Below are 21,155 nucleotides of genomic sequence, written 5' to 3'. Positions count from 1 at the left end.
GAAGCCCCGGGGCTCACAACCCGGGGCTTCTTTTTGTCGCTATCGTTTTGAGCCTGCGTTCACAGGCTCATACGATCATTCCCACTCAATGGTCGCTGGCGGCTTGCTCGACACGTCGTAGGTGACGCGGGAGATGCCTTCGATTTCATTGATGATACGGCCGCTGACGGTTTCCAGCAGTTCGTAAGGCAGATGAGCCCAACGCGCGGTCATGAAGTCGATGGTTTCCACGGCACGCAGGGCCACAACCCAGGCGTAACGACGGCCATCACCCACCACGCCTACGGATTTCACCGGCTGGAACACCACGAACGCCTGGCTGACCTTGTGGTACCAGTCGGCCTTGCGCAGTTCTTCGATGAAGATGTGGTCGGCGCGACGCAGCAGGTCGGCGTATTCCTTCTTCACTTCACCGAGGATGCGCACGCCCAGGCCCGGGCCCGGGAACGGGTGACGGTAGACCATGTCGTACGGCAGGCCCAGTTCCAGGCCCAGACGACGGACCTCGTCCTTGAACAGCTCGCGCAGGGGTTCAACCAGCTTGAGGTTCATTTCTTCCGGCAGGCCGCCCACGTTGTGGTGCGACTTGATCACGTGGGCCTTGCCGCTTTTCGCGCCAGCCGACTCGATCACGTCCGGATAGATGGTGCCCTGGGCCAGGTACTTGATGTTGTCCAGCTTGCAGGATTCGGCATCGAACACGTCGATGAAGGTACGGCCGATGATCTTGCGCTTCTTCTCAGGGTCGGCTTCGCCGGCCAGGTTACCGAGGAACTGCTCTTCGGCGTTGGCGCGGATCACCTTGACGCCCATGTTCTCGGCGAACATGGCCATCACTTGCTCGCCTTCGTGCAGGCGCAGCAGGCCGTTGTCGACGAACACGCAGGTCAGTTGGTCGCCGATGGCTTTGTGCAGCAGCGCGGCAACCACGGACGAGTCCACACCGCCGGACAGGCCGAGCAGGACGTTGTCGGTGCCGACTTGGGCGCGAACCTGGGCGATGGCGTCTTCAGCGATTTTCGACGGAGTCCACAGGGCTTCACACTCGCAGATGTCGAGGATGAAGCGCGACAGGATGCGACCGCCCTGCTTGGTGTGGGTCACTTCCGGGTGGAACTGCACGCCATAGTAACGACGCTCGTCGCTGAACATGCCGGCGATCGGGCAGCTCGGAGTGCTGGCCAGGATGTGGAAGTCTTCCGGCATGCGGGTGACCTTGTCACCGTGGCTCATCCACACGTCGAGGCCGAACAGGCCGTCAGCGTCGATGTGGTCTTCGATGCCGTCGAGCAGGCGGCTCTTGCCGACTACATCAACGCGGGCATAGCCGAACTCACGCAGCTCGGAACCTTCAACCTTGCCGCCCAGTTGCTCGGCCATGGTCTGCATGCCGTAGCAGATACCGAAGACCGGCACGCCCAGGTCGAAAACGGCTTGCGGGCAGCGAGGGCTGTTGGCTTCGTGAACCGACTCTGGGCCGCCGGCGAGAATGACGCCTTTAGGAGCGAATTCGCGGATCGCATCTTCGTCCATATCGAACGGGTGCAGCTCGCAGTACACGCCGATTTCACGCACGCGGCGGGCGATCAGCTGGGTGTACTGGGAACCGAAGTCGAGGATCAGGATGCGGTGAGCGTGAATGTCGAGGGCCATGATTCAGTCTCGTCTAAAAAATTCGGAAACAGTGGTGATTCAGAAACAACTCGGGGCTGAATAAAACAGCCCCGGTTGCTTAGCTTGTTGCTTGAAGGCTCAACCTACGCGGTAGTTTGGCGCTTCCTTGGTGATCTGCACGTCGTGAACGTGGGATTCGGCCATGCCGGCGCCGGTGATCCGCACGAACTCAGGCTTGGTGCGCATCTCTTCGATGTCGGCACTGCCGGTGTAGCCCATCGAGGAGCGCAGGCCGCCCATCAACTGGTGGATGATCGCGCTCAGGGTGCCCTTGTACGGAACACGCCCTTCGATGCCTTCCGGAACCAGCTTCTCGGCGCCTGCCGAGGAGTCCTGGAAGTAACGGTCGGAGGAGCCTTGGGCCTGGGACATGGCGCCCAGCGAACCCATGCCGCGATAAGCCTTGTACGAACGGCCCTGGAACAGTTCGATCTCGCCCGGCGCTTCTTCGGTACCGGCGAACATCGAGCCCATCATCACGCAGGAAGCACCGGCCACGATGGCCTTGGACAGGTCACCGGAGAAACGGATGCCGCCGTCGGCGATCAACGGTACGCCTGTGCCTTCAAGGGCAGCGGCGACGTTGGCGATGGCGCTGATTTGCGGCACGCCGACACCGGCGACGATACGGGTGGTGCAGATCGAGCCAGGGCCGATACCGACCTTGACTGCGTCAGCGCCCGCTTCGGCCAGGGCCTTGGCGGCAGCGCCGGTGGCGATGTTGCCGCCGATGACCTGCACTTCAGGGAAGTTCTGCTTGACCCAGCGAACGCGGTCGATCACGCCCTTGGAGTGACCGTGAGCGGTGTCGACCACCACCACGTCAACGCCGGCGGCGACCAGTGCGGCAACGCGATCACCGGTGTCTTTACCGGTACCGACTGCAGCACCAACGCGCAGACGACCTTGATCGTCCTTGCTGGCCAGCGGGTAAGCCTTGGCTTTTTCGATGTCGTTGACGGTCATCATGCCCTTGAGGGCGAATTTGTCGTCGACGATCAGCACGCGTTCGATGCGGTGCTTGTGCAGCAGTTCACGTACATCGTTCTTGTCGGCGCCTTCCTTGACCGTGACCAGACGCTCTTTAGGCGTCATCACTTCACGGACAGTGGCTTCCAGACGGTTCTCGAAACGCACGTCACGGGAGGTGACAATGCCGACCAGGTCGCCATTGTGCAGCACCGGAACGCCGGAGATGTTGTGCATGCGGGTCAATTCGAACAACTCGCGCACGGTGGCGTCGGCGACGATGGTGATCGGGTCTTTGACCACACCAGCTTCGTAACGCTTGACCTTGCGGACTTCGGCAGCTTGCTGCTCGATGGTCATGTTCTTGTGGATGATGCCGATACCACCTTCCTGAGCCATGGCGATTGCCAGACGGGCTTCAGTGACGGTGTCCATGGCAGCGGAAACCAGTGGAATATTCAGCTCGATGCCACGGGTAAGGCGGGTCTTGAGACTGACTTCGTTAGGAAGCACCTCGGAATAACCGGGCACTAGGAGAATGTCGTCGAATGTCAGAGCTTCTTGGCTGATACGCAGCATCGCGGGGGCTCCCGAGCGGGAAAATGGAAGCGCGCCATTATAGTCAGACACCCCTTCGGGTTCAATGTAAAACTCTGTCTATTATTGGCATTACTGACATACGGGGATTAAAAGGCGGGATTGCTGCTTTTTTTGTAGGAGCGAGCCTGCTCGCGATGAGCTTGCAGGCAACGCTTGTTTTCAGACAGCACGCGTCATCGTTCACGACCATCGCGAGCAGGCTCGCTCCTACAAGGTCATCAGAGTTCGACTTTCACCCAACTGACCGGCTGATCCAGCCAATCGGCGAATTCATCGATAAAGCTCTGTTTGAACCCGGCTTCGGCCCAGTTATTGAAGATGAAACCGAGGTTGGAGAAGCCGCACTCCTGCAGGAACAGGAAGCCGTTGATGTCGTCTTCATGCCCGCATTCGGGACAGGTGAAGTTGTCGGTACGCCCCGGCATCCAGTCTTCCAGGCTTTCGAACAGGGCTTCACCCACTTCCTTGCGGCACTCGGCGCAGCCCGCTTCGCCAAGAAAACCCTTGGCCGGCGTATAGATGCAGCGCTTGGTGATGATCTCCAGACCGTTGACCGGCTCGCCGAATGGCAGCGCGTCCGGGTGCAGGACCACCTCACGGGCACCCTCGGCGATCGCATGGCCCATGCGATTGCCGGTGCGGCCGCACGTGGTCAGTTCTTCCTGGATGATGTTCTTGCGCACCAGCCAGCGCACAACGGCCCGGGCCCGGGGTTCGTGTACCGGCAGGGTGGAGATTTTCGGGACGATGATGCTTTGGGAATTCATGGGGTACAGGCCTGGAGCGCTGATAAAAGATCGGACGCGAATTACCTGTGGGAGCGAGCTTGCTCGCGATGGTCGTTAACGATAACGCGTACTTTCTGATTGAACGCGTCGCCCTCTAGTCCATCGCGAGCAAGCTCGCTCCTACAAGGATCAGTAGGCGAGCCTTTAGAAGGTATAGGCCCGCCGCAGCTGTTTTTACAGCTCGACAACAACCGCCTGCGAAGCACGGGTCGCCTTGGCGCGGGCGGCTTCGATCGATTCGTCGCGCGCCAGGGCCACGCCCATGCGGCGCTGGCCGTTGACTTCAGGCTTGCCGAACAGGCGCAGCGCGGTATCCGGCTCGCTCAACGCAGCGCCCAGGTTGGCGAAAGCGGTCTGGGTCGACTGCCCTTCCACCAGGATCACCGCCGAGGCCGAAGGCCCGAACTGACGGATCAACGGGATCGGCAGACCGAGAATGGCCCGCGCGTGCAAGGCGAACTGCGACAGGTCCTGGGAAATCAGCGTAACCAGGCCGGTGTCATGCGGGCGCGGCGAGACTTCGCTGAACCACACCTGATCACCCTTGATGAACAGCTCGACACCGAACAGGCCACGGCCGCCCAAGGCCTCGGTCACGGCTTTGGCGACACGCTCGGACTCAGCCAGGGCAACCGGGCTCATGGCTTGCGGCTGCCAGGATTCCTGGTAGTCGCCCTTCTCCTGACGGTGACCGACCGGCGCGCAGAAGGTGGTGCCGCCGACGTGGCGCACGGTCAGCAGGGTGATTTCGTAGTCGAAATCGATGAAGCCTTCGATGATCACCCGACCTTTACCGGCACGGCCACCTTCCTGGGCGTAGTCCCAGGCCTTCTGCACGTCATCGACGCTACGCAGCAGGCTCTGGCCCTTGCCCGAAGAACTCATGACCGGCTTGACCACGCACGGGAACCCGAGGTCTTCAACGGCTTTGCTGTAATCCTCGAAGGTGTCGGCGAAGTGGTACGGCGAGGTTGGCAGGTCCAGCTCTTCAGCGGCCAGGCGACGGATGCCTTCACGGTTCATGGTCAGCTGCGCAGCACGGGCGGTCGGGATAACGGTGAAGCCTTCGGCCTCCAGTTCCACCAGGGTCGCGGTGGCGATGGCTTCGATTTCCGGCACGATGAAGTGCGGCTTTTCGGCTTCGATCACGGCACGCAGGGCAGCACCATCGAGCATGTTGATCACGTGGCTGCGGTGCGCCACCTGCATGGCCGGCGCATTCGCGTAGCGGTCCACGGCAATCACTTCAACGCCCAGGCGTTGCAGCTCGATCACCACTTCCTTGCCCAACTCGCCACAGCCACACATCAATACGCGGGTCGCGGTCGGCGACAATGGAGTTCCGATACGGGTCATCTGAAGGTCCTCAAGGAGCGGATCATCGAGGGAAGCACGCTTCCCATGGGGAGAAAGCGCGGCATTTTACATGAACTTCAGCTGACGACAGCCTGTTTGCGCAGGCGCCAGGCCATGATCAGCCATACGGCGGTGACCCCGGCGAATTTCGAGCCCAGGGCGGTGAGGATCACGCCCGGCGTCAGAGCGTCGATCATGCCGAAAAAGATAAAGGTATCGAGGGGAATGCTCAGGGCCGAACTTATCCACAGGCGATCATGCAGCGGGCGCCGGGTGATGCTGAACACCAACCAGTCGATGCACTCGGAAACGGCGAACGCCGTGGCGCTGGCCAGGGCGATGGACGGATCGGAGGTGACATAGGACAACACCAGCGCCACCAGCATCGCTGCGAGGGCGCCATGCCCGAATCGAGCTTGCACCATGTCGCGCAACACAAACACCAGCCCGCCCCAGGCCGACCAGATGATGTCCAGGTGCGGGGCGGTGGAAAAGGCGTAGTTGATCAGCACGACGCTGCTGATGTAGGCGATCAGGAAGAGCATGGGCGTGGAAGTACCTGTAATTTTGCCGCACAGGATACTGTAGGAGCGAACCTGCTCGCGATGGTCGTTAACGATAACGCGGGACGTCTGGCTCCCCGTGGTGTTCTTGAGTCCATCGCGAGCAAGCTCGCTCCCACAGACGAACGCATTCCCATGTGGGAGCGAGCCCGCTCGCGATGGTCGTTAACGATAACGCGGGACGTCTGGCTCCCCGCGGTGTTCTTGAGTCCATCGCGAGCAAGCTCGCTCCTACAGTCGAACGCATTCCCATGTGGGAGCGAGCTTGCTCGCGATAAAGTGCGAAGCACTTTCTGGGGGCAATTCAGTTATCGGATTTGGAAGGCAACATCCAGATCAACCCGCTGGCCTTGGCCCGCTCATGACACAACCCCAACACCGTGCGGCGCTCGTCGTTGGTCATGCGGCTCCAGCGGGTAATCTCCTCCACCGTGCGTTGGCAACCGGTGCAGATGTCATCGTCGTCCAGCGCACAAATATTCACGCAGGGCGATGCAACCGGGCGTTCGCTGGCGGTCATTCTTCCTGCTCGACCAGGTCGCGGGCATAGCGCTGCGAGTTGTGCACGTAGTGAGCAGCGCTGGCCTCCAGCATCCTGATTTGCGGCTCGGTCAATTCACGCACCACTTTGCCGGGCGAGCCCATGACCAGCGATCCGTCCGGAATCTCCTTGCCTTCGCCGATCAGCGAATTGGCGCCGATGATGCAGTTCTTGCCGATCTTCGCACCGTTGAGAATCACCGCGTTGATGCCGATCAGGCTGTAGTCGCCGACGGTGCAGCCGTGGAGCATGGCGTTGTGGCCGATGGTCACGCCGGTACCGATGGTCAGCGGGTAGCCCATGTCGGTGTGCATCACGGTGCCGTCCTGGACGTTGCTGTTCTTGCCGATCAGGATCAATTCATTGTCGCCGCGCAATACGGCGTTGAACCAGACGTTGGCGCCCTCTTCCAGCTTGACCTTGCCCACCAGCACGGCATTGGGTGCGACCCAGCTCTGTGGATGGGTTTCGACGCGGGCGTCGCCCAGGCGGTATTTCATTGTTGTATTCCTCAAGGCTCAGGCAGGCTTTTTTCAGCAAAACCAGGATTCAGGCCATTCGAACGATGGCTTCAGATATTGATAAAGCTTTTGGGAGGCTGATGCAGGCTGATTTTGGCGTCATACAGCAGGTTGATCAACTCGACGATCATGATCGCCGTCAGCCCCCAGATCTTGTATTCGCCATAGCGATAGCTCGGCACGTACCAGCTGCGGCCCTGATAGTCGATGCGGTGGGTATGTTCGCGAGGGTCTTTACGGAAGAATTCCAGGGGCACGCTGAACACCGCGGCGATCTCGGCGTCGTTGGCCCGGTATTCGACAAAATCCGGGATCACCCCGACATAGGGCGTGACCTTGATGCCATGCAGGCTGATCAGCGGGCTGAGCGGTCCGATCACCTCGACCAACCCGGGCGGCAGGCCGATCTCTTCTTCGGCTTCACGCAGGGCGGTGAAAATCAGGTCGGGGTCTTCGGGGTCACGGCGCCCGCCGGGGAAGGCAACTTCGCCGCCATGGGTCGACAGGCCGCTGGCACGCAGGGTCAACACCAGCTCGGGCTCGTCACTGCGGGTGATGGGCACCAGCACCGCTGCCTCGGGAAAACGACGATCGGTCTCCAGTGTGCGTGGAGTGTGGTTACTAACCCGATGCAGTAGCTCGTCCAGCATGAGTGTTCTCGATTTGTGCCTTACCCGGCATCATGCACCAATCGCTGCGGTCGCCCAACCCCCGCAACCGCCCCATGTCGCGAAACGACAACTTGCCGACCGGCACTGCCGCACGCCAAGATAGGCGCAGCATTCAGGAACCCCAGCATGAAATTTTGCAGCCAGTGCGGTAACCCGGTGACCCAACGCATTCCCGAAGGCGATTCGCGCCTGCGCTTTGTCTGCGACAGTTGTCACGCCATTCACTACCAGAACCCCAACATCGTCGCCGGCTGCGTGGCGACCTGGGGCACCCAGGTATTGCTGTGCCGGCGGGCCATCGAACCGCGACGCGGTTACTGGACCCTGCCCGCCGGTTTCATGGAGAACGGCGAGACCATCGAACAGGCCGCCATTCGCGAGACGGCCGAGGAAGCCTGCGCCCGGGTGCGCAACCTGAACATCTATACCCTGATCGACGTGCCGCACATCAGCCAGGTGCATGTGTTCTTCCGTGCCGAACTGGTGGACCTGGACTTTTGCGCCGGCCCCGAGAGCCTGGAAGTGCAACTATTCGACGAAGCGGACATTCCATGGGATGAGCTGGCTTTCCGCACGGTGGGCCGTACCTTAGAATGCTTCTTCGCTGACCGGCGGACCGAAATCTATCCCGTTCGGTCTGAATCGATCCCGCCGCTTGCTCAGCCTGCCATTATCTGATGTCATCTCGGCATCACCGGGAGGCGCCGAAAGATTGTCCGAATGCGGCCCGAGCCAGCGGCAGCTCCTGCAAAAACTTCTATACATAAATAGTCGCGACACCTCCTGGGGAATCGTTTCAATGCGCTGGTTGCTTGCCCTGTTCTGTTTGTCGTTTGTCACGGTGTCCCAGGCTTCTGCCGTGGAAACCCTGGACGGCAAGGTCATCGAGAAAATCCTGATTCTCAAGTCTTCCCATCAATTGCAATTGATCAATGACGGCAAGCCGCTCAAAACCTATCGCATTTCCCTGGGCAAGCGTCCCAAGGGGCCGAAGCTGATGGAAGGCGACAAGCGCACCCCGGAAGGCTTCTACTGGGTCGACTGGCGCAAGATCAGCGACCGTTTCAACCTGGCGATGCACATTTCCTACCCGAACATCAGCGACTCCGCCCGCGCCCGTCGTGAAGGCGTCGAGCCCGGCGGCATGATCATGATCCACGGCACCCCGGACAGCGAGGACACCCCGGAAGACCTGTTCCACACCCTGGACTGGACCGACGGCTGCATCGCCATGCGCAACATGGACATGCGCGAAGTCTGGAACCTGGTGCCGGATGGCACGATGATCGAGATTCGCCCGTAAATCCCACGACCTTTGGTCGCCCCCGCAAAAAAAATCAAAAAAATTCCAGCCTTCGGCAGCTCCTGCAGGGTGAATACCATTTCCCCCTGTAGAAGCTGCCGAAGGCTGCGATCTTTGCTTTAAATCCTCCCGCCGCTAATACCACTTCAATCCAGCCTCTTTCCACTGCGCCCCATAAGGCCTGTTTACCGCACCTGCAGCCTGAGAAGCGCATTGACATGGTATTCAAGTGGTATTAGTTTTTTGTCCTACAGCGAACAAGTAACTTTCCTACAGACGCGTCGGACAATAATTAAATGAACGACCTTTCAGCCCTGCGCCCCGACGACACCCAACCCACGCCGTTGTACCTGCAACTGGCACGCAATCTGGAAGCGGCGATCCATGCCGGCCAGTGGAAAGCCGAACAGGCCATGCCGTCGGAGCGCAATCTGAGCGAGGCGCTGGGCATCTCCCGCGTCACTGCACGCAAGGCTCTGGAAGTGTTGTTCGAACAAGGCCTGATCCGCCGCAACCAGGGCTCCGGCACCTTCATCACGCCGCGTCTCGAACAACCGTTGTCGCGCCTTTCCGGTTTCAGTGAAATGCTCCGCCTCAAGGGTTTCGTGCCCGGATCGCAATGGCTGGAGCGGGAAATCACCCTGCCGACCCACGAAGAACTGATCCGCCTCGGCCTGTCGCCCAACGACAAAGTCGCGCGCCTCAAACGCCTGCGCAAGGCCGACGACACGGTGATGGCCATCGAGATGAGCACCCTGCCCGCCTCGATCATTCCCAAGCCGCAGGCGGTGGGCGATTCCCTCTACGAATACCTCGACGGCATCGGCAAACCGGTTGTCCGCGCCCTACAGCACATCCAGGCGATCAACGCCTCGGACGAATTCGCAGCCCTGGTGGGCATCGCCCCCGGCACCGCCATGTTGCTGATGACCCGGGTCGGCTACCTGGAAGACAACACGCCCATCGAAGTCACCGACACCTATTGCCGTAACGACTACTACGACTTTGTCGCAGAGCTTCGCCGCTAGAACGCTGCATCGCGAAACCGCCCACCCAGAGAACCGATCATGTCCGAAGACAACATCCTCACCGCCCACGGCTGGGTTCGCGGCCGACTGGTCCATGAGCACGGTAAAGTCGTGTCGATCGAAGGCCAGCCCTGCGATCCGGCGGACAACGATCTGCCGTACCTGCTGCCGGGCTTCATCGACCTTCACGTTCACGGCGGCGGCGGCAAAGACATCATGGAAGGCGCGCCGGCCTTCGAAACCATCACCCGAACCCACGTGCGCTTCGGCACTACGTCGTTGCTGGCCACTACCATGACGGCACCGAGCGAAGAGATATCCAGCGTGCTCCAGGCCGTCGGCGAATTCTGTGAGCAGCGGCCCCAAGGCAGCGCCCGGGTGCTTGGCGTACACCTCGAAGGCCCCTACATCAACCCGGGCAAACTCGGCGCGCAACCCAACTTCGCCCACACCGCGCTGATGGCCGAAGTCGAAGCGTACCTGGCGCTCGCACCGATCCGGGTGATCACCATTGCCCCGGAAATCGCCGGTCACGATGCCTTGATCCGCGACCTCAGCAGCCGCGGCGTTCGCATGCAGATCGGCCACACTCTGGGCAGTTATGAGGAAGGCGTGGCCGCGCTGGAGGCCGGCGCCAGCAGTTTCACCCACCTCTACAACGCCATGAGCCCGCTGCATCACCGCGAGCCCGGGATCGTCGGCGCTGCCCTGGCCCACGCCAAATACGCAGAGCTGATCCCGGATTTGCTGCACGTGCACCCCGGCGCCATCCGCGTGGCCCTGCGTTCGATTCCTTGCCTGTATTGCGTCACCGACTCGACCGCCGCCGCCGGCATGCCCGATGGCGAGTACAAACTCGGCAGCCACACCGTGACCAAATGCCTCGGTGGCGTGCGCCTGCCCGACGGCACGCTGGCCGGCAGCACCCTGACCATGGATCAGGCTCTGCGCAATCTGGTGAAAATCGGCCTGTCTATCGCCGAAGCCTCGCAGCGCCTGTCGCAATTCCCCGCCGACTACCTCGGCATCACCGAACGCGGGCGCCTGCAACCGGGGGCCTGGGCCGACTGTGTGCGGCTGGATCGCTCACTGAAACTGACCGCCGTCATGGTCGAAGGAGAAGACATTGACTTCAAAAATGCTTGAAGAGGCGCTGTCCTCGTTCGAGGCCGTGCAAGCCCAATTACAGCAACTCGACCCGCAGATGATCGAGATCGCCGGGCGCCTGCGTCGTCAGCCGCCGCAAGTGGCCATGACCGTGGCGCGTGGCAGCTCCGACCATGCCGCCAGTTACTTCGCCTACCTGACCATGCAACTGCTGGGCATCCCGGTGGCGTCGCTGCCGATGTCGGTGGTGACCATGCAACAGGCACCGCTGAAGGTCAGCGGCCAGGTGGCATTCGCCTTTTCGCAATCGGGGCAAAGCCCGGACCTGGTCAACAGCCTGCGCCTGTTGCGCAAGCGCGGCGCCTTGAGCATTTCGCTGGTCAATGCGGAAGACTCGCCCCTGGAAGCCGCCTGCGAATTCAGCCTGCCGCTGTGTGCCGGCACCGAAAGCAGCGTCGCGGCGACCAAGAGCTTTATCGCCACCCTCAGCGCCAGTGCCCGGCTGATTGGCCACTGGAAAGAAGACACCGAACTGCTCGACGCCTGCCGCGCCTTGCCCGAAGGCCTGCGTGACGCTGCGCAACAGGACTGGAGCCCGGCCATCGACGCCTTGCGCGATTGTCAGCGGCTGATGGTGATCGGCCGTGGCGCCGGTTTCGCCATCGCCCAGGAAGCGGCGCTCAAGTTCAAGGAGACCTCGGCGATCCAGGCCGAAGCCTTCAGCAGCGCCGAAGTCCGTCACGGTCCGATGGCCTTGATTGGCGACAACTACCCGCTGCTGGTGTTTGCCCCACGGGGCGCCGAACAGGCCGGTTTGCTGAGCCTGGCCGCCGACATGCGCCAACGCGGCGCCCTTGTCCTGCTGGCCGCGCCGGATGACGTGCTTGAACGCGACCTGACGCTGACCCGCGCCGAACACCCGGCCCTCGACCCGATTCTCGCGATCCAGAGTTTCTACGTGATGGCCGCCGGCCTGGCCGTGGCCCGTGGCATGGACCCGGACCAGCCACGGCACCTGAGCAAAGTGACGCGTACGCACTAACCACCCTTGTAGGAGCGAGCTTGCTCGCGATGGTCGTCAACGAAAACGCGCGTTTGCTGGATAAACGCGGCGTTCTTTAGTCCATCGCGAGCGAGCTCGCTCCTACAGAGGGGGGCGTGTTGATCCGAACCGAAGTTTTCCTGATGAGACCGAGCCATGCATAACAACAATAAAGAGCTGACTTTAAGCGCCCCGCTCAGCGGCCCGGTGCTCACGCTCGCCAAAGTCCCGGATGCGGTGTTTGCCAGCGGCGCCATGGGCGACGGGATCGCCATCGACCCGTTGAACGATACCCTTCATGCGCCGTGCGCGGGCGTGGTGGTGCATGTCGCCCGCACCGGCCATGCGGTGACCCTGCGTGCCGACAACGGTGCGGAGCTGCTGCTGCACCTGGGCCTTGATACCGTCGAACTGCAAGGCCAGGGCTTTTCGATGCTGGTCAAGGAAGGCGCGCGCGTCTCCAATGGCCAGCCGCTGCTGCGCTACGACCTGGACAAGGTCGCGCAACAGTGCAAAAGCCTGGTCAGCCTGCTGATCCTCACCAACAGCCAGGACTTTCAGGCACGGCCCATCACCCTCAAGTCGGTAAAGGTCGGCGAGCCGCTGCTACACATCATTCGCCGCCAGGGCGTGGGCGCGCAGGCGGACGTGGAGCTTGCTGGCGAAGAAGTGGTCGGCCACATCCGCATCGCCCATCGTGGCGGTCTGCACGCACGGCCGGCCGCGTTGATCCGTCAGACCGCACAAGGATTCAAAAGCAAATCGCAGCTGCATTTCGCCGGCAAGTCGGCCACCTGCGACAGCCTGATCGGCCTGATGGGGCTGGCCATCGGCGAACAGGCAGAAGTCCAGGTCAGTTGCCAGGGCCCGGACGCCGAAGCCGCGCTGCAAGCCTTGCTGACCGCGTTATCCACAGCCCTGGCCGAAAACAGCCATGCCGCCGCGCCGACCACGATTGCCCAACGCAATCGCCCCGCCGAAGCCGGTGTATTGCACGGCGTCTGTGCGGCGCCCGGCCTGGTCGGCGGGCCGCTGTTCCACCTGAATGCGATCAGCCTGCCGGTGGATGCCGGCCATCATGATCCCCAGCAACAACAGCAAGTGCTGGACGCGGCACTGAGCCAGGTGCGCAGCGAAATCGAACGCACGCTGGTCCTGGCGAAAAAACACAAGGACACCGCTGAAGAGGCGATCTTCGCCGCACACCTGGCGCTGCTGGAAGACCCGGCCCTGCTGGACGCCGCCATACAAACCGTCGCCCTGGGCACGGCCGCGACCCACGCCTGGAGCCAGGCCATCGACGTGCAGTGCGAAGTCCTCCAGCAAACCGGCAGCACGCTGCTGGCCGAACGCGCCAACGACCTGCGCGACCTCAAGCAACGGGTGCTGCGCGCATTGCTCGGCGACACCTGGCATTACGACGTGCCGGCCGGCGCCATCGTCGCAGCGCATGAACTGACGCCCTCCGATTTACTGCAACTGAGCCAGCAAGGCGTCGCCGGACTGTGCATGGCCGAAGGTGGCGCGACCTCCCACGTGGCGATTCTGGCCCGGGGCAAAGGCCTGCCGTGCATGGTGGCGCTGGGTTCGACGCTGCTCGATCAGCAACAGGGGCAACCGGTGGTGCTGGACGCCGACGGCGGCCGCCTCGAACTGACACCCAGCACACAGCGCCTGGCCGACGTGCGCCAGCTGCAACAGCAACAGCAACAACGCCGGGCCGAACAACAGGCCCAGGCGCACACCCCCGCACTGACCACCGATGGCCTGCGCATCGAAGTCGCCGCCAATGTGGCATCCAGCACGGAAGCGGCAGACGCGTTGGCCAATGGCGCCGACGGCGTCGGCTTGCTGCGCACCGAGTTTCTCTTCGTCGACCGCCACACCGCGCCGGACGAACAGGAACAACACCACGCCTATCAAGCGGTGCTCGATGCCATGGGCGACAAGTCGGTGATCATCCGCACCATCGACGTCGGCGGCGACAAGCAACTGGACTACCTGCCACTGCCCGCCGAGGCCAATCCGGTGCTCGGCCTGCGCGGCATTCGCCTGGCCCAGGCTCGCCCTGAACTGCTCGACCAGCAATTGCGCGCCCTGCTGCACCTGCGCCCGTTGTCACGCTGCCGGATCCTGCTGCCGATGGTCACGGAAGTCGATGAACTGCTGCACATCCGCCAGCGCCTCGATGCCTTGTGCGGTGAACTCGGCCTGGCGCAACGCCCGGAACTGGGTGTGATGATCGAAGTTCCGTCCGCCGCGCTGCTGGCCGAGCAACTGGCCGAACACGCGGACTTCCTGTCCATCGGCACCAACGACCTGTCGCAATACACCCTGGCCATGGACCGCGACCACGCCGGGCTCGCCGCGCGCGTCGATGCGCTGCACCCGGCACTGCTGCGGCTGATCGCCCAGACCTGCGCCGGCGCGGCGCAGCACAACCGTTGGGTGGGCGTGTGCGGCGCACTGGCGTCCGATCCATTGGCCACGCCGGTGTTGATCGGCCTGGGGGTCAGTGAGTTGTCGGTGAGCCCGGTACAGGTCGGCGAAATCAAGGACCGCGTGCGTCATCTCGACGCCAGCGAATGCCGGCGCATCAGCCAGGGCCTGCTCAAGTTGAGCAGCGCCAGCGCCGTGCGTCACGCCTGTCACCAGCATTGGCCTCTGAGCTGAAGAACAACAAGAATCCACGGAGAACCGCCATGTACCAACTTTTCATCGAAGGCCTGCAACGCCTCGGCCGCGCGCTGATGCTGCCGATCGCGATCCTGCCGATTGCCGGCCTGCTGCTGCGCCTGGGCGATACCGATCTGCTGAACATCGCGATCATCCACGACGCCGGCCAGGTGATCTTCGCCAACCTGGCAATGATCTTCGCCATCGGTATCGCGGTCGGTTTCGCCAGGGACAACAACGGTACGGCGGGTCTGGCCGGGGTGATCGGTTACCTGGTGATGATCTCCACCCTCAAGGCGCTCGACCCGAGCATCAACATGGGCATGCTCGCCGGGATCGTCAGCGGCCTGATGGCCGGCGCGCTGTACAACCGCTTCAAGGACATCAAGCTGCCGGAATACCTGGCGTTCTTCGGTGGCCGACGGTTCGTGCCGATTGTCACCGGGTTCGCCGCCGTGGGGCTGGGTGTGGTGTTCGGCTACATCTGGCCGCCGATCCAGCACGGCATCAACAGCTTCGGCACACTGATGATGGAAAGCGGCAGCTTCGGTGCGTTCGTCTTCGGCCTGTTCAACCGCCTGCTGATCGTCACCGGCCTGCACCACATCCTCAACAACATGGCGTGGTTCGTGTTCGGCAACTTCACCGCCCCCACCACCGGGGCGCTGGTGACTGGCGACCTGTCGCGCTACTTCGCCGGCGATCCGAAGGGTGGCCAGTTCATGACCGGCATGTTCCCGATGATGATCTTCGGCCTGCCCGCCGCGTGCCTGGCGATGTACCGCAACGCCCTGCCGGCACGGCGCAAGGTGATGGGCGGGATCTTCCTGTCGATGGCGTTGACCGCGTTCCTGACCGGCGTCACCGAGCCGATTGAATTCGCCTTCATGTTCCTCGCGCCGTTGCTGTTTGTGCTGCATGCGTTGCTGACCGGCCTGTCGATGGCCATCACCAATGCGCTGAACATCCACCTGGGGTTCACCTTCTCCGGCGGCTTCATCGACATGATCCTGGGCTGGGGCAAGTCCACCAACGGCTGGCTCGTGTTCCCGGTGGGCCTGGCGTATGCCGTGATCTATTACGTGGTGTTTGACTTCTGTATCCGCCGCTTCGACCTGAAGACACCGGGCCGCGAAACCAGCGCTGACGTCGAGCAGGTTGCCGTCGCCGACAATGAGCGCGCCGGGGCATACATCAAGGCCTTGGGTGGTGCCGAAAACCTGATCACCGTCGGCGCCTGCACCACGCGCTTGCGCCTGGACATGGTGGATCGCAACAAAGCCTCGGATTCCGACTTGAAAGCGCTCGGTGCCATGGCCGTGGTGCGTCCGGGCAAGGGCGGGAGTTTGCAAGTGGTGGTGGGGCCAATGGCCGACGCGATTGCCGATGAGATTCGCCTGGCGATGCCTGCGCTAGGTCGCGCCATGGTGTCGTCACCGGCTGCAGAAATCGACGCGCCGCCACCTGCCGCCATGGCGACACCCGAGGCCCAGCAATGGCTCAATGCCCTGGGCGGCGGCGACAATGTGCTGCAACTCGATTGCGTGGCCATGACCCGCATCCGCCTGCAACTGGCCGATGGCAAGGCGTTGTCGGAGTTCGATTTGAAAGCGTTGGGTTGCCAGGGTGTAAGTCAGCTGGATGGCGGTATCTGGCATCTGCTGATTGGCGACAAGGCGCCGACCTTGAGTGATGCACTGGAGGTGTTGGTCAATCGCAGCGAGGTCAGTGCCAAGGTTTAGATCCTCGGTGCCTGATAGGCCGCCATCGCGAGCAAGCTCGCTCCCACATTGGATCTGCATACACTGGACCACTGTGGGAGCGAGCTTGCTCGCGATGGCGGCCTATCAGGCACCACAATAGTTTGGGCAACAAAAAACCCGCTGAAATCTCTTTCAGCGGGTTTTTCATTTCAGCACCGGAGAATCAGAAATCCTCCAGCCGCCACACTTCATAAGCCGGTGTCTCATAGGGATGGCTCTGTTTCAGAGCCGCCACTACCGAGCGAATCAACTCATCGGCCACCACCAGCTCAACCTTCCATTCCTCGACCTGTTCGACCTGCCCTGCCTCGCCAATGAACGGCTGGCTGCCGTCCAGTGGACGAAACTGGCCAGTGCCCAACACTTGCCATGCACAGTGGTCATAAGCACCGATTCGCCCACCACCGGCGGCGAATACGGCGCTTTTGACCACCTCGACATGACTGTCGGGAACAAAAAAGCTGAGCTTGTACACGGTGCTTAGTTCACCCACACACGAGCGTTACGGAACATACGCATCAACGGAGCATCTTCGTTCCAGTCATCCGAACGCCACGAGTTCTGCACGGCGCGGAACACACGTTCCGGGTGCGGCATCATGATGGTCACGCGACCGTCGCGGCTGGTCAAACCGGTGATCCCGCGCGGCGAGCCGTTCGGGTTGGCCGGGTAGCTTTCGGTGACCTTGCCGTGGTTGTCGACGAAACGCATCGCCACGCAACCCGACAGATCGGCTTCCAGCAGTGCTTCTTCGCTGGCGAACTCGGCATGGCCTTCACCGTGAGCAATGGCGATCGGCATGCGCGAACCGGCCATGCCTTGCAGGAAGATCGAGTTCGACTCCTGGATCTGCACCATGGCAACACGGGCTTCGAACTGCTCGGAGCGGTTGCGCACGAAGTGCGGCCAGAACTCGCTGCCCGGGATCAGCTCGTGCAGGTTGGACATCATCTGGCAACCGTTGCACACACCGAGGGTGAAGCTGTCGTTGCGTTCGAAGAAGCCCTGGAACGCATCGCGGGCACGGCTGTTGAACAGCGCGGATTTCGCCCAGCCTTCACCGGCACCCAATACGTCGCCGTAAGAGAAGCCGCCGCAAGCGACCATGCCCTTGAACTCGTTCAGGTCGACCCGGCCGGCCAGAATGTCGCTCATGTGCACGTCGATCGCGTTGAAACCGGCGCGGTCGAACGCGGCAGCCATTTCCACCTGACCGTTGACGCCCTGCTCACGCAGTACGGCAACCTGTGGGCGAATGCCTTTCTTGATGTAAGGCGCGGCGATGTCCTGGTTGATGTCGTAGCTCAGCTTGACGCTCAGACCCGGGTTTTCTTCTTCCAGCAGCACGTCGAACTCTTGCTCGGCGCAGTCGGCGTTGTCACGCAGACGCTGGATCTGGTAGCTGGTCTCGGCCCACTGGCGTTGCAGCAGACGACGCTGGCCTTCGAACACAGTGTCACCGTTGAAGGTGATGCCGATCTCGCCATTGTTGATTGGCTGACCGATCACCGACACGCAGTCACCCAGGCCGGCAGCGCTGAACTGCGCGAGGATGTCCGGGGTCGCGTCCTGGCGAACCTGGATCACGGCACCCAGTTCTTCGTTGAACAGGATGGCGGCGATGTCGGCAGAGGTTTCTGCCAGACCGTCGAGGTTCAGGCTCAGGCCACAGTGACCGGCGAACGCCATCTCGACAACGCTGGTCAGCAGACCACCGTCGGAGCGGTCGTGGTAAGCCAGCAGGTGGCCGTCGGCGTTGAGGCCCTGGATCACCGCGAAGAAGGCTTTGAGGTCTTCGGCGTCATCGACGTCCGGAGCCTGCTTGCCGAGCTTGCCGTGAACCTGCGCCAGGATCGAGGCGCCCATGCGGTTCTGGCCGCGGCCCAGGTCGATCAGGATCAGGTCGGTGGTGCCCTTGTCCATGCGCAGTTGCGGGGTCAGGGTCTGACGGATGTCAGTCACTGGCGCGAAACCGGTCACGATCAGGGACATCGGCGAAGTCACGGACTTGTCCACGCCTTCATCGTTCCAGCGGGTGGCCATGGACATCGAGTCCTTGCCAACCGGGATGGTGATGCCCAGCTCAGGGCACAACTCCATGCCGACCGCTTTCACGGTGTCGTACAGGCGTGCATCTTCACCCGGGTGACCGGCAGCCGACATCCAGTTCGCCGACAGTTTGATGTCGGAGATCTTGCCGATGCGCGAGGCCGCGATGTTGGTCAGGGTTTCGCCGATGGCCATGCGGCCCGACGCCGGAGCGTCCAGCAGTGCCAGCGGAGTGCGCTCGCCCATGGCCATGGCTTCACCGGTGTAGACGTCGAAGCTGGTGGCGGTGACGGCAACGTCGGCCACCGGAACCTGCCACGGGCCGACCATCTGGTCACGGGCCACGAGGCCGGTGATGGTGCGGTCGCCGATGGTGATCAGGAAGCTTTTGCTCGCCACGGCCGGGTGATGCAGAACGCGCTCGACGCAGTCGGCGATGCTCAGGGTCGACGGATCGAAATCGTCGCCCAGTTCGTTCTCGCGAACCACCGAACGGTGCATGCGCGGGGCTTTGCCCAGCAGCACTTCCAGCGGCATGTCCACCGGGCTGTTGCCGAAGTGGCTGTCGGTCACGGTCAGTTGTGGCTCGGCAGTGGCTTCGCCGACGACGGCAAACGGGCAACGCTCACGCTCGCAGATCGCCTTGAAGCGTTCGAAATCTGCCGGGCCGACGGCCAGAACGTAACGTTCCTGGGATTCGTTGGACCAGATTTCGTGCGGGGCCATGCCCGGCTCGTCGTTTGGAATGTTGCGCAGTTCGAAACGGCCACCGCGGTCGCCGTCGTTGACCAGTTCCGGGAAGGCGTTGGACAGACCGCCCGCACCCACGTCGTGGATGAAGCTGATCGGGTTCTTGTCGCCCAGTTGCCAGCAACGGTCGATGACTTCCTGGCAGCGACGTTCCATTTCCGGGTTTTCGCGCTGTACGGAAGCAAAGTCCAGGTCTGCCGAGCTGGTGCCGGTGGCCATCGAGGAAGCGGCGCCGCCGCCCAGGCCGATCAGCATCGCCGGGCCGCCGAGCACGATCAGCTTGGAGCCGACGACGATCTCGCCTTTCTTGACGTGTTCTTCACGGATGTTGCCCATGCCGCCAGCCAGCATGATCGGCTTGTGGTAGCCGCGAACTTCGTCACCGTGCGGGGTGGTGATCGATTGTTCGAAGGTACGGAAGTAGCCGGTCAGTGCCGGACGACCGAATTCGTTGTTGAACGCAGCGCCGCCCAGCGGGCCTTCGATCATGATGTCCAGCGCGGTAACGATGCGCTCGGGCTTGCCGTACGGCACTTCCCACGGCTGTTCGAAGCCCGGGATCTGCAGGTTCGACACGGTGAAACCGGTCAGGCCAGCCTTCGGCTTGGCACCGCGACCGGTGGCGCCTTCGTCACGGATCTCGCCACCGGAACCGGTGGATGCGCCCGGGAACGGGGCAATCGCGGTCGGGTGGTTGTGGGTTTCAACCTTCATCAGGATGTGCACCGGCTCCTGCACCGCGCCGTACTGGCGGGTCTCAGGGTCCGGGAAGAAGCGACCGGCCACGGAGCCGACGATCACCGAAGCGTTGTCCTTATAAGCCGACAGAACGCCTTCGCTATGCATCACGTAGGTGTTCTTGATCATGCCGAACAGGCTTTTTTCCTGGCTCTCGCCGTCGATGTCCCAACTGGCGTTGAAGATCTTGTGACGGCAGTGCTCGGAGTTCGCCTGGGCGAACATCATCAGTTCGATGTCATGCGGGTTGCGCTTCAAGCCGACGAAGGCGTTGACCAGATAGTCGATCTCGTCTTCAGCCAGGGCCAGGCCCAGCTCGGTGTTGGCTTTTTCCAGCGCGGCGCGGCCGCCACCCAACACGTCGATGGCGGTCAGGGGCTTCGGTTCGGCGTGGCTGAACAGGCCGGCGGCCTGCTCGAGGTTGCCCAGGACGATCTGGGTCATGCGGTCGTGCAGACCGTCGGCGATCAGCTGGGCTTCAGCGTCGCTGAACTGGCCGGCCACGTAGAACGCAATGCCGCGCTCCAGGCGCTGGATTTTCGCCAGGCCACAGTTACGGGCGATGTCGCTGGCCTTGCTCGACCATGGCGAGATGGTGCCGAAACGCGGCAGCACCAGAAACAGACGACCGGTCGGTTCCTGTACCGGAACGCTTGGACCGTACTTCAGAAGGCGCGCGAGCACCTGCTGTTCGTCGCCGGTCAGGACGCCGGTAACTTCGGCGAAGTGAGCGAATTCAGCATACAGGCCGCTGACAGCCGGAACCTTCTGGCTCAGTTGCTCAAGGAGCTTGCTGTGGCGAAAGGCAGAAAGGGCAGGAGCGCCGCGCAGGATCAACATCTTCGGGACAGCCTCGGGAAGGGGTGTGCTTTGAGGCCGTGCATTCTAGCCTAAACAGCCCGCGACATCACCCGAAACGCTACGCACGGTTGCACTCGGGCGTCGATCTGTGTTTCTGCCTCGAAAGTCAGGTTAACCGGGCGTGCAGCAACAGCTTATTTTTACTGTAACAAAAT

The 21,155-nt window shown here is 62.2% G+C and carries 17 protein-coding genes; 7 read left to right on the top strand and 10 right to left on the bottom strand.

Features of this window, described 5'->3' with window-relative positions:
- Positions 1–75: 75 nt before the first annotated feature.
- The 8 genes from guaA to AC1RP7_RS13680 form a co-directional block, all read right to left on the bottom strand.
- A complete protein-coding gene (gene guaA / locus AC1RP7_RS13715) occupies positions 76–1,653 on the bottom strand; it encodes a glutamine-hydrolyzing GMP synthase (protein WP_008053207.1) in 1,578 nt (525 codons plus the stop codon).
- Positions 1,654–1,752: 99 nt separating this feature from the next.
- Positions 1,753–3,222 (bottom strand): IMP dehydrogenase, encoded by a 1,470-nt coding sequence (gene guaB / locus AC1RP7_RS13710; protein WP_008053208.1) that lies wholly within the window; start codon positions 3,220–3,222, stop codon positions 1,753–1,755.
- Positions 3,223–3,461: 239 nt separating this feature from the next.
- Positions 3,462–4,010: a sugar ABC transporter ATPase gene (locus tag AC1RP7_RS13705; RefSeq protein ID WP_154861742.1), complete on the bottom strand. Its 549-nt coding sequence runs from the start codon at positions 4,008–4,010 to the stop codon at positions 3,462–3,464.
- Positions 4,011–4,205: 195 nt separating this feature from the next.
- Positions 4,206–5,387, bottom strand: a complete 1,182-nt coding sequence (purT, locus tag AC1RP7_RS13700) for a formate-dependent phosphoribosylglycinamide formyltransferase (protein ID WP_046040988.1) — start codon at positions 5,385–5,387, stop codon at positions 4,206–4,208.
- Positions 5,388–5,464: 77 nt separating this feature from the next.
- Positions 5,465–5,932 (bottom strand): VUT family protein, encoded by a 468-nt coding sequence (locus AC1RP7_RS13695; RefSeq protein WP_057716267.1) that lies wholly within the window; start codon positions 5,930–5,932, stop codon positions 5,465–5,467.
- A gap of 322 nt (positions 5,933–6,254) precedes the next feature.
- Positions 6,255–6,470: a DUF1289 domain-containing protein gene (locus tag AC1RP7_RS13690; protein ID WP_090453267.1), complete on the bottom strand. Its 216-nt coding sequence runs from the start codon at positions 6,468–6,470 to the stop codon at positions 6,255–6,257.
- Positions 6,467–6,991, bottom strand: coding sequence for a gamma carbonic anhydrase family protein (locus AC1RP7_RS13685; protein ID WP_493181945.1), 525 nt, complete (start codon positions 6,989–6,991; stop codon positions 6,467–6,469). The genes AC1RP7_RS13690 and AC1RP7_RS13685 overlap by 4 nt, the downstream gene beginning before the upstream one ends.
- 71 nt (positions 6,992–7,062) lie before the next feature.
- Positions 7,063–7,662: a CoA pyrophosphatase gene (locus AC1RP7_RS13680; RefSeq protein WP_150813638.1), complete on the bottom strand. Its 600-nt coding sequence runs from the start codon at positions 7,660–7,662 to the stop codon at positions 7,063–7,065.
- Positions 7,663–7,809: 147 nt separating this feature from the next.
- On the opposite strand from AC1RP7_RS13680, the gene AC1RP7_RS13675 reads away from it, so the two are divergent.
- The 7 genes from AC1RP7_RS13675 (at position 7,810) to nagE (ending at position 16,581) form a co-directional block, all read left to right on the top strand.
- Positions 7,810–8,361 (top strand): NUDIX hydrolase, encoded by a 552-nt coding sequence (locus tag AC1RP7_RS13675; protein WP_057716272.1) that lies wholly within the window; start codon positions 7,810–7,812, stop codon positions 8,359–8,361.
- A 121-nt stretch (positions 8,362–8,482) separates the two neighbouring features.
- Positions 8,483–8,986, top strand: coding sequence for a L,D-transpeptidase family protein (locus tag AC1RP7_RS13670; RefSeq protein WP_007982819.1), 504 nt, complete (start codon positions 8,483–8,485; stop codon positions 8,984–8,986).
- A gap of 296 nt (positions 8,987–9,282) precedes the next feature.
- Positions 9,283–10,014: a GntR family transcriptional regulator gene (locus AC1RP7_RS13665; RefSeq protein WP_057716273.1), complete on the top strand. Its 732-nt coding sequence runs from the start codon at positions 9,283–9,285 to the stop codon at positions 10,012–10,014.
- Between the two features lie 39 nt (positions 10,015–10,053).
- Positions 10,054–11,160, top strand: a complete 1,107-nt coding sequence (gene nagA, locus AC1RP7_RS13660) for an N-acetylglucosamine-6-phosphate deacetylase (RefSeq protein WP_493181942.1) — start codon at positions 10,054–10,056, stop codon at positions 11,158–11,160.
- A complete protein-coding gene (locus AC1RP7_RS13655; protein WP_489845296.1) occupies positions 11,141–12,163 on the top strand; it encodes an SIS domain-containing protein in 1,023 nt (340 codons plus the stop codon). Before nagA ends, AC1RP7_RS13655 begins: the two co-directional genes overlap by 20 nt.
- Positions 12,164–12,319: 156 nt before the next feature.
- Entirely contained in the window at positions 12,320–14,836 is a 2,517-nt protein-coding gene (gene ptsP / locus AC1RP7_RS13650) for a phosphoenolpyruvate--protein phosphotransferase (protein WP_493181940.1), read from the top strand.
- Between the two features lie 29 nt (positions 14,837–14,865).
- Positions 14,866–16,581, top strand: a complete 1,716-nt coding sequence (gene nagE / locus AC1RP7_RS13645; protein ID WP_493181938.1) for an N-acetylglucosamine-specific PTS transporter subunit IIBC — start codon at positions 14,866–14,868, stop codon at positions 16,579–16,581.
- Between the two features lie 184 nt (positions 16,582–16,765).
- Here nagE and AC1RP7_RS13640 read toward each other — a convergent pair whose 3' ends face one another.
- Positions 16,766–17,077: a YqfO family protein gene (locus tag AC1RP7_RS13640; protein ID WP_057716278.1), complete on the bottom strand. Its 312-nt coding sequence runs from the start codon at positions 17,075–17,077 to the stop codon at positions 16,766–16,768.
- A 5-nt stretch (positions 17,078–17,082) separates the two neighbouring features.
- Positions 17,083–20,979 carry a phosphoribosylformylglycinamidine synthase gene (gene purL, locus AC1RP7_RS13635; RefSeq protein WP_057716279.1) on the bottom strand — a complete coding sequence of 1,299 codons (3,897 nt, stop codon included), beginning with the start codon at positions 20,977–20,979 and terminating at the stop codon, positions 17,083–17,085.
- Positions 20,980–21,155: the final 176 nt, after the last annotated feature.

Source organism: Pseudomonas sp. GW822-FHT01E03, assembly GCF_058802985.1.
This window is presented reverse-complemented; position numbering and strand designations above follow the sequence as displayed.

Coding starts and splice junctions, on each gene's coding strand:
- AC1RP7_RS13670 (WP_007982819.1), top strand. CDS start 8,483: ATGCGCTGGTTGCTTGCCCTGTTCTGTTTGTCGTTTGTCACGGTGTCC.
- purT (WP_046040988.1), bottom strand. CDS start 5,387: ATGACCCGTATCGGAACTCCATTGTCGCCGACCGCGACCCGCGTATTG.
- AC1RP7_RS13690 (WP_090453267.1), bottom strand. CDS start 6,470: ATGACCGCCAGCGAACGCCCGGTTGCATCGCCCTGCGTGAATATTTGT.
- AC1RP7_RS13705 (WP_154861742.1), bottom strand. CDS start 4,010: ATGAATTCCCAAAGCATCATCGTCCCGAAAATCTCCACCCTGCCGGTA.
- AC1RP7_RS13675 (WP_057716272.1), top strand. CDS start 7,810: ATGAAATTTTGCAGCCAGTGCGGTAACCCGGTGACCCAACGCATTCCC.
- guaB (WP_008053208.1), bottom strand. CDS start 3,222: ATGCTGCGTATCAGCCAAGAAGCTCTGACATTCGACGACATTCTCCTA.
- AC1RP7_RS13695 (WP_057716267.1), bottom strand. CDS start 5,932: ATGCTCTTCCTGATCGCCTACATCAGCAGCGTCGTGCTGATCAACTAC.
- nagE (WP_493181938.1), top strand. CDS start 14,866: ATGTACCAACTTTTCATCGAAGGCCTGCAACGCCTCGGCCGCGCGCTG.
- guaA (WP_008053207.1), bottom strand. CDS start 1,653: ATGGCCCTCGACATTCACGCTCACCGCATCCTGATCCTCGACTTCGGT.
- nagA (WP_493181942.1), top strand. CDS start 10,054: ATGTCCGAAGACAACATCCTCACCGCCCACGGCTGGGTTCGCGGCCGA.
- ptsP (WP_493181940.1), top strand. CDS start 12,320: ATGCATAACAACAATAAAGAGCTGACTTTAAGCGCCCCGCTCAGCGGC.
- AC1RP7_RS13665 (WP_057716273.1), top strand. CDS start 9,283: ATGAACGACCTTTCAGCCCTGCGCCCCGACGACACCCAACCCACGCCG.
- AC1RP7_RS13685 (WP_493181945.1), bottom strand. CDS start 6,991: ATGAAATACCGCCTGGGCGACGCCCGCGTCGAAACCCATCCACAGAGC.
- purL (WP_057716279.1), bottom strand. CDS start 20,979: ATGTTGATCCTGCGCGGCGCTCCTGCCCTTTCTGCCTTTCGCCACAGC.
- AC1RP7_RS13680 (WP_150813638.1), bottom strand. CDS start 7,662: ATGCTGGACGAGCTACTGCATCGGGTTAGTAACCACACTCCACGCACA.